This is a genomic window from Paraburkholderia bengalensis, from assembly GCF_037126505.1.
GTDB classification, from domain to species: Bacteria; Pseudomonadota; Gammaproteobacteria; order Burkholderiales; family Burkholderiaceae; genus Paraburkholderia; species Paraburkholderia bengalensis.
In genome coordinates this window covers 1-15,441 of the sequence record NZ_JACFYJ010000067.1, presented here as the reverse complement: position 1 = coordinate 15,441, position 15,441 = coordinate 1, and the positions used below count along the sequence as shown (strand labels likewise).

At 59.7% G+C, this 15,441-nt stretch carries 12 protein-coding genes and 4 pseudogenes; 9 read left to right on the top strand and 7 right to left on the bottom strand.

Translation table 11 applies throughout. The features are described 5' to 3' along the window. Window positions 1-95: 95 nt before the first annotated feature. From H3V53_RS30065 to H3V53_RS30055, 3 pseudogenes are all read left to right on the top strand, one after another. Window positions 96-404: pseudogene (locus H3V53_RS30065) on the top strand (transposase); the annotation flags it as partial. 47 nt (window positions 405-451) lie between these two features. Further along, a pseudogene (locus H3V53_RS30060) lies at window positions 452-1,477 on the top strand (IS110 family RNA-guided transposase). A gap of 51 nt (window positions 1,478-1,528) precedes the next feature. Continuing rightward, window positions 1,529-1,777 (top strand): annotated as a pseudogene (locus tag H3V53_RS30055) (integrase core domain-containing protein); the annotation flags it as partial. Between the two features lie 302 nt (window positions 1,778-2,079). Here the strand turns inward: H3V53_RS30055 and H3V53_RS30050 are convergent. The 5 genes from H3V53_RS30050 to H3V53_RS30030 all read right to left on the bottom strand — a co-directional run bounded on the left by H3V53_RS30050 (window position 2,080) and on the right by H3V53_RS30030 (window position 5,638). Continuing rightward, the gene (locus H3V53_RS30050) at window positions 2,080-2,961 is read right to left on the bottom strand and encodes an ADP-polyphosphate phosphotransferase (protein WP_336600978.1); all 882 of its coding nucleotides are present in this window, start codon (window positions 2,959-2,961) and stop codon (window positions 2,080-2,082) included. A gap of 577 nt (window positions 2,962-3,538) precedes the next feature. Next, window positions 3,539-4,357: a sulfite exporter TauE/SafE family protein gene (locus tag H3V53_RS30045; RefSeq protein WP_336600977.1), complete on the bottom strand. Its 819-nt coding sequence runs from the start codon at window positions 4,355-4,357 to the stop codon at window positions 3,539-3,541. Between the two features lie 57 nt (window positions 4,358-4,414). Beyond that, window positions 4,415-4,870, bottom strand: a complete 456-nt coding sequence (locus H3V53_RS30040; protein WP_336600976.1) for a YeeE/YedE family protein — start codon at window positions 4,868-4,870, stop codon at window positions 4,415-4,417. A gap of 1 nt (window position 4,871) precedes the next feature. After that, window positions 4,872-5,306, bottom strand: a complete 435-nt coding sequence (locus H3V53_RS30035; protein WP_336600975.1) for a YeeE/YedE family protein — start codon at window positions 5,304-5,306, stop codon at window positions 4,872-4,874. An 11-nt stretch (window positions 5,307-5,317) separates the two neighbouring features. Continuing rightward, entirely contained in the window at window positions 5,318-5,638 is a 321-nt protein-coding gene (locus H3V53_RS30030) for a metalloregulator ArsR/SmtB family transcription factor (RefSeq protein WP_336600974.1), read from the bottom strand. 84 nt (window positions 5,639-5,722) lie between these two features. Here H3V53_RS30030 and H3V53_RS30025 point away from each other — a divergent pair, with 84 nt between their 5' ends. Then, window positions 5,723-6,583, top strand: a complete 861-nt coding sequence (locus tag H3V53_RS30025; protein WP_336600973.1) for an MBL fold metallo-hydrolase — start codon at window positions 5,723-5,725, stop codon at window positions 6,581-6,583. Between the two features lie 85 nt (window positions 6,584-6,668). Beyond that, window positions 6,669-8,339, top strand: coding sequence for a bifunctional protein tyrosine phosphatase family protein/NAD(P)/FAD-dependent oxidoreductase (locus H3V53_RS30020; RefSeq protein ID WP_336600972.1), 1,671 nt, complete (start codon window positions 6,669-6,671; stop codon window positions 8,337-8,339). A 432-nt stretch (window positions 8,340-8,771) separates the two neighbouring features. Here the strand turns inward: H3V53_RS30020 and H3V53_RS30015 are convergent, their stop codons facing one another. Both H3V53_RS30015 and H3V53_RS30010 read right to left on the bottom strand, forming a co-directional pair. After that, window positions 8,772-9,335, bottom strand: a complete 564-nt coding sequence (locus H3V53_RS30015; RefSeq protein ID WP_336600971.1) for a cytochrome b — start codon at window positions 9,333-9,335, stop codon at window positions 8,772-8,774. Window positions 9,336-9,369: 34 nt separating this feature from the next. Next, window positions 9,370-9,744, bottom strand: a complete 375-nt coding sequence (locus H3V53_RS30010) for a cytochrome b562 (protein ID WP_336600970.1) — start codon at window positions 9,742-9,744, stop codon at window positions 9,370-9,372. Window positions 9,745-9,895: 151 nt separating this feature from the next. On the opposite strand from H3V53_RS30010, the gene H3V53_RS30005 reads away from it, so the two are divergent. The 4 genes and pseudogenes from H3V53_RS30005 (at window position 9,896) to arsA (ending at window position 15,085) form a co-directional block, all read left to right on the top strand. Continuing rightward, on the top strand, window positions 9,896-10,558 hold the full coding sequence (locus tag H3V53_RS30005) for a response regulator transcription factor (RefSeq protein ID WP_336600969.1): 663 nt from the start codon (window positions 9,896-9,898) through the stop codon (window positions 10,556-10,558). Then, window positions 10,558-11,907 carry an ATP-binding protein gene (locus H3V53_RS30000; protein WP_336601002.1) on the top strand — a complete coding sequence of 450 codons (1,350 nt, stop codon included), beginning with the start codon at window positions 10,558-10,560 and terminating at the stop codon, window positions 11,905-11,907. Before H3V53_RS30005 ends, H3V53_RS30000 begins: the two co-directional genes overlap by 1 nt. A gap of 688 nt (window positions 11,908-12,595) precedes the next feature. After that, window positions 12,596-13,046: pseudogene (locus tag H3V53_RS29995) on the top strand (thiolase family protein); the annotation flags it as partial. A 272-nt stretch (window positions 13,047-13,318) separates the two neighbouring features. After that, a complete protein-coding gene (gene arsA, locus H3V53_RS29990; RefSeq protein ID WP_336600968.1) occupies window positions 13,319-15,085 on the top strand; it encodes an arsenical pump-driving ATPase in 1,767 nt (588 codons plus the stop codon). Window positions 15,086-15,441 lie beyond the last annotated feature (356 nt).

Sequence of the window (15,441 nt, the reverse complement as noted above, 5' to 3'; positions counted from 1 at the left end):
GCCTTCAGACTTTCTGCACATCTCTCGGCACATTACCGGCCCCCGCGAAAACCGGACACTGGGTAACGCTTAAATTATGAGGTAGTCTTCCGCCTATGTTTAAGCCCAGTCACAACGTGGAACCCGTCGAAGTTCTAACCCAGCCGGAGCAGCGCCGCCGGCGCTCTGTCGAAGAAAAGCTCGCAATAGTGCGCGAGACGTTTGAGCCTGGTGCCACTGTTTCGGGCGTTGCGCGTCGCCATCAGGTGAACGCCAACCAGGTCTTTGGCTGGCGCAAGCTCTATCAGGATGGAAGCCTGTCGGCGGTCAGTGCCGGCGGACAGGTGGTACCGGCATCGGACCTGGCTGAAGCGATGAAGCAGATTCGCGAACTCCAGCGATTGCTGGGAAAAAATGGTATGGACGCCTCCTCATCGCATAATTGAGGACCTCGTCCTACCGGAGAGCGCAAATGGAACCGACAGTCGTGGGCGTAGACATCGCGAAGCGGGTGTTCCAACTGCACTGGATAGTTGGAGACACCGGCGAAGTGTTCGACAGACAGTTGCGTCGTGCCGAGTTTCTGGAGCACTTTGCTAATCGCGAACGATGCCTTATCGGGATGGAGGCTTGCGGAGGTTCACAGCACTGGGCACGACGTCTCATTGAGCTCGGGCACGAGGTCAAGCTGATGCCCGGCAAGCTCGTCAAGGCGTTCGTGACAGGAAACAAGAACGACGTGGCTGATGCGCGTGCCATCTGGGCAGCTGCAAAACACCCGGGCGTGAGGGCCGTGCCGGTTAAGACTGAAGCCCAGCAGGCCGTTCTCGCGTTGCACCGTATACGGCAGCAGCTTGTTATATTCCGACGCTCCCAGTCCAACTGCCTGAGGGGTTTGCTGGGAGAGTACGGAGAAGTAATGGGCGTGGGGCGTGCAGCAATGAACCGGGCCATGCCAGACGTCCTGCTGCGCCTCGATTCACGCCTGCCACGGGTGTTAATAGATTCTCTTCGAGAGCAATGGCAACGACTAGTCGATATCGACAAGCAGATTGCTGCCATCGAGTAACGACTCCGTGCATGGTTACGTGAGAACGCGGCCTGCAGGACAATCGCAGAAATCCCGGGCGTGGGGTTTCTCACTGCCACCGCCGCCGTTGCCTCCATGGGCGACCCGAAAGCTTTCCGGTCCGGGCGGGAATTCGCGGCGTGGCTGGGGCTTGTCCCCGCGCAGTTCGGAACCGGTGGCAGGGTCCGCCTGCTCGGCATCAGCAAGAGAGGAGACCGGTATCTGCGCACTCTCATGATTCACGGTGCCCGCTCCGTGATGAAACACGCGAAAGATCCGGAATCGTGGGCTGTGCAGTTGAGCATGCGGCGTCCGCTCAATGTCGTGGTCGTTGCTATGGCAAACAAGATAGCCCGAACTATATGGGCCCTTCTGGCCCACGGTCGCTCATACAGCGCCAGCTACCCACCGCCCGCGCCGGCCGCTTGATGTCCCACTTCACCACGTCGTTCTGATTCTCAACTCTATAGTTCAAGGACGTTCTCGCGAAAAATTGGTCTGAAGCCGGTCACGACGCCAGTGAGAAGTCCGCAGAGCAATGGGATGGCCGAGAGCTTCGTCAAGACGATGAAGCGCGATTACGTTTCGTGGATGCCCAAACCTGACGCGAGGACGGCGCTGCAAAACCTGGCCATTGCGTTCGACCACTACAACGAGTCACATCCACACAGCGCCCTGAAATACCGCTCGCCACGCGAGTTTCGCCAGCAAACAAATTCTCCAACCTAAGCGTGACCGCGTGTCCGGTCATTCAGGGGCAAGTCCAGTCATTTAAACCTGAAGGCGACGTTAAGATACGCAGAATGCGCTTACGGAAACGTGACCCGGACTACGCGCCGCGTTGCGAACTGATTCCAGAAATGCCGAATCAAAGAGTTGATTTTCAAGCACCGATCTAGCGTGTGCAGAATCTGTCTCATATTGTCACTCAGCTTTCATCATTGAGCGCCTTACACGCTCCGAGTGGCGTTCGTGAAGCGGGAGTACATAAACGTGTCTTCCGACTTTCGCCTGCGCGCGACTTCCTGGCGCTACCTATGACTGCTCCCGGTCGAGCCCGCACGAATCTGGGCCAATTCATTGCGACGCTGAGTCGTGGTTTCGGGATATCGAAGATTCAATTTCTCCAGCATGTTGAGAATGATCTGGGAAACTATTAGCCGAGCGTTTTCCTTGTCATCGGCAGGCACGAGATACCACGGGGCGTTTTTTGTGCTGGTCGCACTGAGACACTGCTCATAGGCTTTCATATACTCCGACCAGAACTTGCGTTCTTCGACATCGGCGGTGCTGAACTTCCAGTTCTTGTCAGGTTCGTCGATACGCGCGAGGAAGCGCTTTCTCTGCTCCTCCCTTGAAAGGTGCAGAAAGAACTTGACGATCCGCGTGTCGTTGCGATGAAGATGACTCTCAAGATCATTGATGGAGCGATCACGGCCCTGCCAGAGGGCCGCCTCCGCGCCTAGAGAGCCAGATAAACCCTCTGCGCGAAGAATCTCCGGATGGACACGCAGGATCAAGACCTCTTCGTAGTATGACCTGTTGAAAATCCCGATCTGTCCACGCTCAGGAAGGTCGCGCGTAGTACGCCAAAGAAAATCATGTTGAAGCTCAGTCGCGCTCGGATGTTTGAAGCTGAAAACCTTGCAACCCTGCGGGTTGACGCCCGACATGACGTGGTTGATCACTCCATCTTTTCCCGCTGCATCCATTGCCTGGAGTATGAACAGTACCGCGTAGCGATTATCGGCATAAAGGACGCTTTGCAGTGCACGTAACTGTTTGATGTGTTCTGTCAGCATGCCATGGTACTGCTCTTTCGAGCCGTATACGGGCGCCACGCGCGATGGTGACTTGGCCAGGTCAACCGCGGCACCTTCGTGAATGCGGAATGACTCTGAATCGATCTTCATGTCCATCCTCCCGACCAAAGCCGCTTGAGCGCAGAATCGATCGCCTGGCTGCCGGACACCAATGTAGCGGTGGCGAGGGTTGAAGTCGGCTACGGCTTCCCGTTAATTGCTGACAGGTATGGCGCCATCTTCTCGATCTTGTCGGAAGGAAATGGTACAGCATAGACCATCCGCATCTTGTTCCCCTCGGTCTGCCACTCTTCGAACGACAAGGGCGGTTGTCGCGACACCATTCCAGGAGAGTGACAGATGATGCAGTGGGCATTGGCTGCGAGCGCGATGATGCTCCTGTTCCATGCTCGAATGCGTATTCCTGCCTCCTTCGCTTCGATGCATCCATGTTCGATGGGCCGACAGGTCAAGCCTATGCGGTGCGGGGACGTCTGTTTTGATACACATCAACGCAGGGCGCTGCGCGTTGCGTTGATGGAAAGGCAGCCCGGAACTGGGATTCCTCAATAAAAAACCGTTGGACCATGGGCCGTGCGAATTGAGACGCGTCAGCCAACGTGTGGCAGATTCGAGTGATGCCGCCAAGCGGAGTCCTGAAGGACTCCTGAACTTATAATCGGGAAACTCAAACGGCCATGGCGACCTTGGCGACCATGCCGACAGCAATGAGTCCAACGACGAGCGCGAAGCCTTGTTGCAGCCTGTTAGCGCTCAACTGGCTGGCGACGAGCTGCCCGGCCAGCATGCCGCCTAATGCGCCCGCAGCGAACGGCGCGCCCACTGGCCAGTTCATGTGACCTGAAATCGCCGTCGAGATGACGCCAGACGCGGACACAAGCGTGATGACAGCGAGCGATGTCGCCATGATTGTCGGCACCGGCGCATTGGTCGCTTTCCTCAGCGCAGGGACAATGATGAAACCTCCGCCCACGCCGAGCAGGCCGGACAGGAAACCCGCACCGATACCCGCAAGGGCGAGTGCGCGCGCGCAGGCGGCCGTCCATACGAAGCGGCCTGTGCCGCCATTGAGCTGACAGGGTTGTAAAGCCGCACCGCTGCGAACCTTGTGAGGCGTGCCGTCGGTAGCCTGTCGGAACATCCGGAGCGCGACGTACGCCAGCACGCCGGCAAAGACGAGTGTAAGCGGTCCGTTCGGCAGCCGATGGGCAAGCCACAGGCCGACGGGCGAGAACACCGTACCGGTGACGGCCATCAACACTGCGGCGCGGTACCGGACGATGCGGGCCTGCAGCCCCATCAATGCGCCAAGCGCGGCGGAGACGCCTACAGCCAGCAGGGCGATGGGCGCGGCGTCGGCAATGCTCAGATGCAGCACAAACAGCAGCAAGGGCACTGCGAGGATGGCGCCACCTGCACCCGTGAGCGCGAGGATGAGGCCGACGACAAGACCGAGTGCGGCGCTGCTGGCAATTACGTGTTCCATCGGACAATCTCTGTATTGTTCACCTGCGAGCCTTTCGCGGATAGCGCAGATTGCCGCTCACGCGCGCTGCGTCGTGGCTTTCGCTCGCTCGATCAGTTCGAAAACGGCCATGCCGGCAACCATTGCCGCCACGAAACCGACAGCCTTCGGATAGCCCGCGCCCAGCGCGACAAGCGCGGGACCCGGGCAGAACCCGGCCAGCCCCCAGCCGATGCCGAAGACGACGCTCCCCAGTACCAGTCTCGGCGTGATGGCCGTGCTAACGGGAAGTTGCATCGGCAGGCCAAGGTATGACCTGTCACGGCGTCTTGCTGCGAAAAATGCAAGTGAGCCAACCGCAATGGCGCCGGCCATCACAAAGGCGAGTGATGGGTCCCACCGGCCGGCCAGATCGAGGAAACCCTGCACCTTCGCGGGATTTGCCATGCCTGACACCATCAGGCCAACCCCGAAAAGAAGGCCGGCGAGCAATGCCGTAACCGGCGCGATAGGCGTTGTCTTGAGGGCTGCCATGTCAGCCTCCGATCAGGTGACGTTGTACAAAGACAGTGAGAAATCCCGCGGTCATGAAGGTTGCGGTAGCGACCAGCGAGCGCACGGACCCTCTGGAAAGACCGCATACGCCGTGGCCGCTGGTGCAGCCGCTGGCATAGCGAGTGCCTATGCCGACAAGAAACCCAGCCGCAAGGATCACGCCCCAGCTCGCCTCGATCTCCGCCTGTGCAGGCTTACCCAGCAGTCCCGCGATGACGGGTGCGCCCACGAGCCCTGCCAGAAACGCAAGACGCCAGTTGGCGTCATCGCGCGGCCAGCTCAACAGGGCGCCGAGGATGCCGCTGATCCCGGCGACGCGTCCGTTGACCAGTATCAGCACGGCAGCCGCGGCACCGATCACGAGCCCGCCTGTCAACGAGAGGCCAGGTGTGAAATGTCCAAGGTCGACCAGCATGATGCGTCTCCTCACTGCTTTGGGCAGAACTGTTCATAAAGTACCGCCATCACGGCGAGCGCCTCTGGACTCGCCACCGAATAAAAGATGTTCTTGCCTTCCCTGCGAGTGGCGACGAGGTCGTTTTCCCGCAAAACGCCCAGTTGCTGCGACAGCGTGGGCTGACGGATGCCAAGTTGTTCCTCAAGCTCACCAACCGACATCTCGCCTTGCGAAAGCTGGCACATCAGCAGCAGGCGGTCGGGATTGGCGAGCACCTTCAGCAGGGCGCATGCATTCGCAGCGCCGGCCTGCATTGTGGCAAGGTCAATGGTTAGACGAGATTTTTTCATGGTCGATGTTCAATCTATATCAACATAGTATATTGAAAAATAGATTGTATGTGAATAGAATGTTTTCATTCATGGAGATTAGACATGCAACCGATCATTCATCCCTTCTTTGACCCCGCCACCTGGACCGTGACTTACGTGGTGTTTGCAGAGGGCCATGCCGGGTGCGCCATCATCGACCCCGTGCTGGACTACGATCCAAAGGCTGGAAGGACCTCCACGGCCAGTGCCGACAAGGTGATCGCTTTCGTGCGTGAGCGTGCGTTGCGTGTCGAATGGATACTGGAGACGCATGCACATGCCGACCATCTTTCTGCAGCCGCCTATCTCAAGCGCGAACTGGGTGGTCGCATTGCGATCGGCCAGCACATCCGGCGCGTGCAGGGTGTGTTCAAGGCGCTCTTCAACCTCGAGCCATCGTTCCGTCTGGACGGATCGCAATTCGATCACCTTTTCGAGGATGGCGAGAAGTTTGCCATCGGAAATCTGACGGGCTTAGCGATGCATGTGCCAGGGCACACGCCGGCCGATATGGCGTATCAGATCGGGGACGCCGTGTTTGTCGGGGACACGCTTTTCATGCCCGATGTCGGCACCGCGCGGTGCGACTTTCCAGGCGGTGATGCGCATGAACTCTATCGCTCTATGCGCAAGCTCCTGGCCCTGCCGGCCGACGTGCGGCTGTTCATGTGCCATGACTACCCGCCCGAGGGACGCGGCCCTGCATGGGAAACGACGGTACGCGCGCAGCGTGAACGTAATATCCACGTGCACGACGGCGTAAGCGAAGAGCAGTTTGTCGCCATGCGTCAGGCACGCGATGCGACTCTGGCGATGCCGACACTGATCCTGCCCGCGGTGCAGGTCAATGTCCGCGCCGGTGAGTTTCCGCCGCCAGAGGCGAACGGCGTGCGGTATCTCAAGATCCCCTTGAATGCTGTCTGATGTAACACGGGTCACGTGCGCGTCCGGCAGGTGAGGGCGCATCGCGGTCCAATGTCCGCTGTTTAACTGTTTCAGGAAGCAGGCCATGATTGTGCGTTCCCTCACTTCAGATCTCTCTGTCTCGCCCCAGATTACCGTCGCTGACGTAGCGACCCTGCTCACGCTGGGTTTCAGATCAATCGTGTGTCATCGGCCTGACGGTGAGGCACCGGATCAGCCAAACTTCGAGGAAATCGCGCAGGCGGCAAAAGCCGCCGGCCTGATGGCAGTGCATCAGCCCGTGGTGCCGGGGCAAGCATCGGACGAACAGGCAGCCGCATTCACCGCGCTTTGCGCGGAACTACCTAAGCCGGTGCTGGCATATTGCCGCACGGGCACGCGGTCCGCGACGTTGTGGGCACTGTCACAAGCGGGCAAACTGAGCGTTGCGGAAATCGAGCGCACCACGGCGGCCGCGGGATACGACCTCGAAGCGGTGGTGCGGCGTATTGCCAATGCGGGAAAAGCACCGTTAGACGTGGTCGAGGCCGAACATTCGGTGGTCATTGTTGGTGGCGGCGCGGCCGGTATTGCTGTGGCGTCGAGCCTGCGCGCCCGCGATGCTTCACTGGACATCGCGATCATCGATCCTGCCGACGTGCACTACTATCAACCGGGCTGGACGCTCGTGGGAGCGGGAATATTCGACGCGGCGGACACCGCGCGCACGATGGCATCGCGTGTGCCACGCGGCGTGCGCTGGCTCAAGGCCGCCGTGGTGGCGTTCGAACCGGACAGTCATGCGGTGGTGCTTGAGGGGTGCCGGAGAGTGCGCTATCAGCGGCTCGTCGTTTGCCCGGGCATCAAGGTTGACTGGCACGGTGTCGAAGGCCTCGTCGAGACACTGGGGCGCAACGGTGTGACGTCGAACTATCGTTTCGACCTCGCGCCGTATACGGCGGAACTGGTCAAGGCGCTGCACGGTGGCAAGGCGCTGTTTACGCAGCCGCCGATGCCGATCAAGTGTGCTGGCGCCCCGCAGAAGGCCATGTATCTCTCGTGCGATACGTGGCGCAGAAACGGTACCTTGCACGATACGCAGGTGCAGTTCTTCAACGCGGGCGCGGCGCTGTTCGGCGTGCCTGACTACGTGCCGGCACTGATGAAGTATGTGGAAGCGTACGGCATTGACCTGCGTTTTGGCCATACATTGAAGAGCATCGACGGCCCTCGCCGGCGCGCCGTGTTCGAACATGCATTGCCTGACGGCAGCAGGGAAACCGTCGAAACCGACTTTGACATGATTCATGTGGTGCCGCCGCAGACGGCTCCGGACTTTGTTCGCGCGAGTCCGCTTGCCGACGTTGCCGGCTGGATCGATGTCGACCCCGGCACGTTGCGCCACAAGCGGTATGAGCACATCTATGCGCTGGGCGATGCCACCAGCACAGCGAACGCCAAGACGGCGGCAGCTGCGCGCAAACAGGCACCCGTCGTTGCCCATAACGTGCTGGCGAGTCTTGGTCGCGCCAGGGGATTGGCGACCTACGATGGCTACGGTTCGTGCCCGCTCACGGTCGAGCGGGGTAAGGTGGTACTGGCCGAGTTTCTTTACGGCGGCAAGGTCGCGCCCAGTTTTCCCGCGTGGCTGCTCGACGGCACACGGCCGTCGCGTCTTGCCTGGTTTCTCAAGGAGCGGATCCTGCCGTCGCTCTACTGGGACGGCATGCTCAAGGGGCGCGAGTGGCTGGCGCGACCCGCACTTGGTGATCGATAGCGTGACGGAAAGAAACCGTCCGATGGGAAGAATCGCGGCAGCATCGCGCAATGCCGAATCGGGCCTGGCCTACTGCCGCAAGTAGCTGTGTGAACAATCAAGGAAGGTGCCGTGGTCAGCCTGACCGAGATTTTTGACGAAAACAAGCTCTATCGGGTCTCTAAGGTGAGCCGACGGTCGAAAGCTGTTTGCGCACTGTCAAAATTGTCGTCAGCGTTGCCCTTACTCCGTTTAACTGAATTTGCTTTCCTCGTGCTTTGAATTATCAGAGGAGTTCGTCGAAGACCGCTGCTCGTGACCGCGGGTACTCGTACCATGCCAAGAGCGAAAATGACCTTCGAAAGAGCAGCGAGCAGTCGTTGCTATTTTCTGAATGCAGAGCGTGCCAGCGGCTTGTCCAGTCGCATTTAATCTGATTACCGCGCGGACGACTCAACCTCGATCACTTGTTGGCATCTTCTGCTCGACACGCCTGGGCAAAGGCAGGATCCGGGTAAGAATGTTTTCCGACCTGAGTACCCGGTGCGCCAGCGCCCCCAACACGTGCAACCCGACAAGTGCAGCCAGCCCGTAGGCCGTCAGCGCATGCAACTCCCCCAACCAGTGCGACAGATCGCGGCTTTTCGATACCAGCGTTGGCAGCGAGAAGAGTCCGAAGCAACTTGCCACGTGTCCTGCAGCATTGGTCTTCAGCCAACCGAGCAGCGGAATAGCGAGCATCAACACGTAGAGGAGGTGATGAACGGCCTTCTCGGCCAGGTAAGCGGGCGTACCGGGCCGGTTGGTCGACGGCGGCAGCCGTCGCCGCATCCGCAACCGGTTCGCGACGCGAACCGAGACCAGAAAGAGGATGACGATGCCGATCGACTTGTGGAGTGTTAGCAGATCCTCGTTGTCGTCGAGCATCCAGCCGATGATCAGATTGCCAAACAGCGCGACCGTCAGCAGCCAGTGCAGCAAGCTGATCGAGAAGGGGTAGCGGGACGTGTGTTTCATGTAGGGATTCCTGTGCAAACGCGTTTCAGGTTTGTCAGCCCAGCAGGTCGTGATAATGCTTTCTCGTACCGTTAATCCGGCGCAATGCGCGCTTGGCGGCGTCCATGTCGTCTGCCTGGATTGCACGGTCGACCTCGGCCAGTTCCTGCTGCAGCGCCTGCATGCCCTCATCGTAGGTGGATGGGTCGCTGCGATAAGGCTGATGGCTTGCCCGCTGCGCGTCGCTTTCGAGCCTGGTCACGTAGCCGCGCAGCTCGGGTATCGTGGTGCTGGACATCGCGCCCTGCATGGCCAATTTCATGTCCTTCATCAGTGTTTTGATCTCGCCTGCATGGGCCAACGGCGCGGCCACAAGCAGCGAGACGCACAGCAACGTGCGGAAATGAGGGGAGGGCGGCAGCTTAGCCATGGGCATTGATCCTGTAAGGACGGTGAATGCCCGCGAGAATAAGCAGGTCAGGTTAACGGAATCTTAACGAACCGCCATGGCGGCGCACGGGCTTGATACACGCCCGTCTAAGCGGTTATCGTTGCCGCCAGGAACGAACAGGAGCACCACGATGCGCGTATTACTGGTCGAGGACGACAGGCTGATTGGCAGCGGCGTGGAAGACGGCCTGATCGAGGCTGGCATGACGGTCGACTGGGCGTGCGACGGCAAGCACGCACAACTAGCGCTGGAAACCACGCCATACGACCTGGTCGTACTCGATCTTGGCCTGCCCCGCGTGTCGGGAACCGAACTGCTCGACTGGATTCGCAAGCGCCGTGATCATACTCCCGTGCTTGTCATGACCGCGCGCGACACCGTTGCCGACCGGGTGAGTGGCCTGAGCGCCGGCGCCGATGACTATCTCGGCAAACCGTTTGACCTGACGGAACTGGTCGCGCGTTGTCGCGCGCTCGTGCGGCGTTCGCAGGGCCGAAGCACGGATACGATTGAATACGGCGACCTGCTGGTTGATCCAGAGCGCCTGACGGTCAAGCGCGGAAGCGAGCGCATCGCGCTCAGTTCGCGCGAGTGCGCACTGCTGGTCGAACTGCTGGCGAATCAGGGCCGTCCTCTTTCTCGCGCGCGTCTCCAGGACAGCCTTTACGGCTGGAACGAGGAGATCGAAAGCAATGCGATCGAGGTGCATATCTCGAACCTGCGCAAGAAGCTTGGCGCCCAGTTGATCCGGACGATCCGCGGCGTCGGCTATGTGGTGGAGAAGGAAACGTGATGCGGTCGATCCGGCGACGTCTGACCTTACTGGTGTTGTCTGCCATCGTACTGGTGTGGTTGTACTCGCTTTATTCGAGCTATCACCAGGCAATCCATGAAGTCGAGGAATGGGACGAAACACGCATCGAACAGGTCGCCCGTGCGCTGCTCGTGCTCGACGTGCGCGATCTGCCGGCTTTTGCGGGCGCGAGCCTCGCGCCTCGCGACGACGACGGAGACAACGATTCGTCAATGCGGCTGCTGTATGAGGTGACTGCTGCAGATGGACGGTTGCTGGCCGCGAGTCCCGGTCTATCGTCGCTTGGCCTGCCGGCACGGCCGGCCCACGCATCCGGCCTGCTACGGGTCGACGATGCGAAGTGGCGTGTCTACGTGCTCGGCGATACCGCGCGCGGCCGTACCGTGCGAATCTTCCAGCAGCGCATGCATCGCTCGGAGCTCTCCTCGATGGTCGCGCTGCGCATCGCCCGTCCACTCGCTTTGGTGTTGCCTGTGCTGGCCATGCTTGTCTGGTTTGCGATCGGTCGCAGCCTGACACCCTTGCGCACACTGTCGGAAGCGATCGAGGCACGATCACCCGACAGTCTCGACGCCGTCGCGGACAAAGGCGTTCCAGACGAGGTCTTTCCGCTCGTCGCTGCGCTCAATACGCTGTTGCAACGTCTGCGCCAGTCGCTGGATCGCGAGCGCGCTTTTACCGGTGACGCGGCACACGAACTCAAGACCCCGCTTGCCGCCATCAAGGTCCAGGCACAAGTCGCGCTCACCGCGCGCGATCCGGAACGTCAGCGTCGCGCCATGCAGCGCGTGGTGGAAGCGGTGGACCGGAGCACGCACCTGGCCGATCAGTTGCTCGCGCTGGCGCGGCTCGAGGAAAGCGCGCCGCTTCCAAGTGCGCAAGTCGATCTCGCGGACATGGCCAAGGCATGCATCGTCGACCAGCATGCCTTTGCGGATCATAAGCAGATTTCGCTGACGCTGCAGGCCGATGGAGCGACCATCGTGCGTGCACCGCCCGCGCTGGTGCGCATACTGCTAGACAATCTCGTCGACAATGCAATCAAGTACGGGCACGCGCAGGGGCGCGTGGAAATTGCTATCTGGAGAGATCCCGACGCGGTGTTTCTCGAGGTGCGCGACGACGGCCCCGGTGTCGCGCAGGAGAACCTGCCACGTCTGCACGATCGCTTCTTTCGTGCAGCGAATCACGTCGAGAAAGGAAGCGGGCTGGGCCTGTCGATCGTCGCACGCATCGCGGCCAAATTGCGCGGGAAACTGGCGTACACGTCCGGAATTGATGGGAAGGGGTTCGGCGTGAGCGTCGCCCTGCCTTTGCATATGCCCTAGTCGACAGAGAGGCAGGACCAGACGGTTCGTGACATTATCGTTGACGAACTCTTCATCGACGCCCCGACAGAGCCGATTGGTCATCCGCGTATCGAATATCTCGTGAACAGCTGCAGCACACGTCGGCGAGTCTCCTACGGCCGTCATTGCCGCCTGAAGTACGGTCATCATCGCGTCCGCCCGCGCCGGCATGAGACTGATCTGTTTCCACAGTCCTGCGATTTCCCGCTCGAGATCTTTCAACTCAGCTTCCTTGCTCTGTTGCAGATGCTGTGGCCCGACATCGTCGTCGTGTCAGTTCGCCCATCGGCGTCGGCACAGGCATTGACACACGTCAAAATGAATCGAACTCCCGCAGGCATGATGAAAGGCCATCCGATGCAAGACCAAGACACGTAATCGTGATGAGGCCCGGCCATGTACCGATTCGATGCAATGAGGCGCTCCCGGTCAACGGACACATATGCTATGTCGAGATGCATCTCATGAAGTCCGCCAGGACCGCCCCCACGTCTCGAATCAATCGACGAAGATTGTTGTCGACACTGACGAGACCTATCGGTAAGGGAATCGCCGCACCTGAACGTAGAGAAAGATCGGGTGGTATTCGATACATCCGCTCCCACATTGCCGGGCACGGTCCGCCGTGCCACGTCGTTCACGCGTCATTCCTGTCAGGAGCAAAGTCATAAGCAACGTCGAAGTCGTCTTGTGCAGCCCGGTGCGCACCGCGATAGGCACCTGTGGAGGAGCACTCAAGGACCTGCCCGCGCCAGCGCTGGGAGCTCCGTTATCCGCGAATGCCTCAAGCGCGCCGGATTGCCGGCCGACAAATGCAGGCGCTGGTCATGGGAAATGTCATTCAAGCAGGCGTGAAGATGAATCCGACGCGACAGGCCGGTATCTCCGGCGGAATGCTGATCGAGGTCCCGGCGCTCACGATTAACCGCGTCTACGGATCGGGCGCGCAGGCGATCGCCAATGCTGCTACCGAAATCGAGGCCGGCATGATTGATTGCGCGATCGTGGGCGGCATGGAAAACATGGAACGTAGCCCTTACTTACTGCCGCCGGGGCGCTGGGGAGCACGAATGGGCGATGTGACGCTGTTCGACAGCATGCTGCTCGATGGGCTCAACGCGGAAGGCGGGGCTGTCATCCGATCGGCGCGAGCTGTGCGGTACTGACCACACGGTTGCTGCAACCAGATGCAGCGCGGCGGAGGCCGACGCGGAATCGTGACGCTGTGCTTCGGCGGAGGGCAGGGCATAGTGCTGGCGCTTGAGACGCTGTGATACGCGTACTGATTCTTCCTCGGAGCGCCCCGGCCATAGCGGTATTGTTGCGGTGAATCTCAGACGGTGACAACCGAATGCAAGATGATTAAAGGTCAATCAGAACGGGAAACCACATGCCATCACGACTCGCGTTACTGGAAGCACCGACCAGATACATGTTCTTCACCGGAAAAGGTGGAGTGGGAAAGACTTCGGTTTCCACCGCCGTGGCTATCGCGCTGGCCGACGCCGGCAAAAAGATCTTGTTGGTTAGCACAGATGCCGCGTCCAATCTTGGCGAAATGCTCGGTATTGAACTGATCAATACTCCGGTCGCGGTACCGGGCGTGGTCGGACTGCGCGTACTGAACATCGACCCAGACGTCGCCGCGGAGAACTATCGCGTTCGCGTTGTCGAACAGATGGACCCCGAGGCGAGTGCCGACGAAATTGCGACCGTGCGAGAACAGCTATCAGGTGCCTGCACCACCGAGATTGCCACGTTTGATGAGTTTTCCAGCTTGCTTTCTCACGGCGCCTCTGACTTTGATCATGTGGTATTCGACACAGCCCCCACCGGGCACACGCTGCGGTTGTTGAGCCTGCCCAAAGCGTGGAGCGGGTTCCTTAAGGGTAGTGACCGAGGGGCGTCCTGCCTGGGGCCGCATTCCGGCTTGAAAATGCAGGAGAAACTCTTCAATCAGGCGTTGGCGGCACTTAACGACGCGAGTATGACAACCATCGTGCTGGTAGCCCGGCCCGAAACTGGCGCATTGGAAGAGGCCGCGCGTACGTCATCCGAGCTACGAGATCTGGGGCTGGCAAATCAGCGCCTTGTCCTGAACGCGGTTTTCCAGGCAAGCCAATCCCATGACCGCATTGGCGACGCTCTTGATGCCTTGGGAAAGAAGGCTCTCGCAGCCATGCCGGAAGCGCTGCGCCGGCTTCCTACGGATTATGTGCCGCTGCGCGCAGTGGACTCAGTGGGCTTACCTGCGCTCCGAGCCCTCTTGGCCCCGGAATTGACATGGGTAAGCAATGTTCCTCGCGGCGTGCCCACGCACCTTGCACACCACCCGATGTCGGAATTGGTTAAGGAATTGGCCCACGCCGATCGGGGGCTGATCATGGTCATGGGCAAAGGTGGCGTCGGCAAGACAACTATCGCGTCCGCTATCGCCTTGGGGCTGGTTCGCAGCGGGAAGTCGGTGCATCTGACCACTACTGATCCAGCTGCGCATCTGGCGATGACCCTTCAGGGAAATGTCCCGGGACTCACTGTGGGGCGCATTGACCCCGAAGTGGAAACCAAGAAGTATGTGGACAAGATCGTGGCTGCACGTGCGCCCCGAATGACAGAGGACGAGAAGGCACTGCTCATTGAGGACCTACGATCCCCCTGTACTGAAGAGGTCTCTGTGTTTCATGCCTTCTCGCATGTCGTGTCTCAGGCTGGCAGCTCATTCGTAGTACTGGATACCGCTCCGACCGGTCACTCTCTGTTGCTGATGGACGCCGCGGGCGCCTACCATCGTCAGATGGTACGCGCGTTTGACGACAAGGCTCCCGGCCGCATCGTGACACCGTTGATGCGATTGCAGGATACTAACTACACGAGGATCATCTTGGTTACGTTGCCAGAAACGACGCCGGTGTCACAGGCAGCGGCATTACAGGAAGATCTACGCAGGGCCGATATCGAACCGTTTGCATGGGTGGTCAACCGGTCATTGCTGGCCACGGATACTAATGACTCAGTGCTGCTGGCGCGTTTAAACAGTGAAAGAAAGCAAATGGAGCGGGTGGCAACGCTATCGAAACATGGGGTCTATGTGGTTCCATGGCGAGCCGATCCACCGGTGGGAATCCTTGGGCTTGAAAAGCTACTTGAAGGCGACTGACGGCCGAGGCTGCCTTTGAAGCATATACACGCGCCTTGGCTCGGGTGACAGTCGCGAAAGGGTTCGCACTGTTCGCCGTCACATTCGTGCCAGCGACATCGGTCGGCCACTCATCGCAGCTGCCGGAAACGTGGACCGACTAGTCGGTCATATGTCAGAGATCGTGTGATGAAGAAGCATAGGGCGTGGCACACCCAAACGAATCTTGAATAGGACTCTACGTATTTGACATAAGCCTAATTATCAATTTTTCGCAATGTAGTGGCTAAGTTGTAATGTCCGCTTTTAGCCAAGTTCAGATGTCCGCTTTTCGGACCATCGTAAGCTGACCGGCCGCCGGCTAACCGGCACCGGGA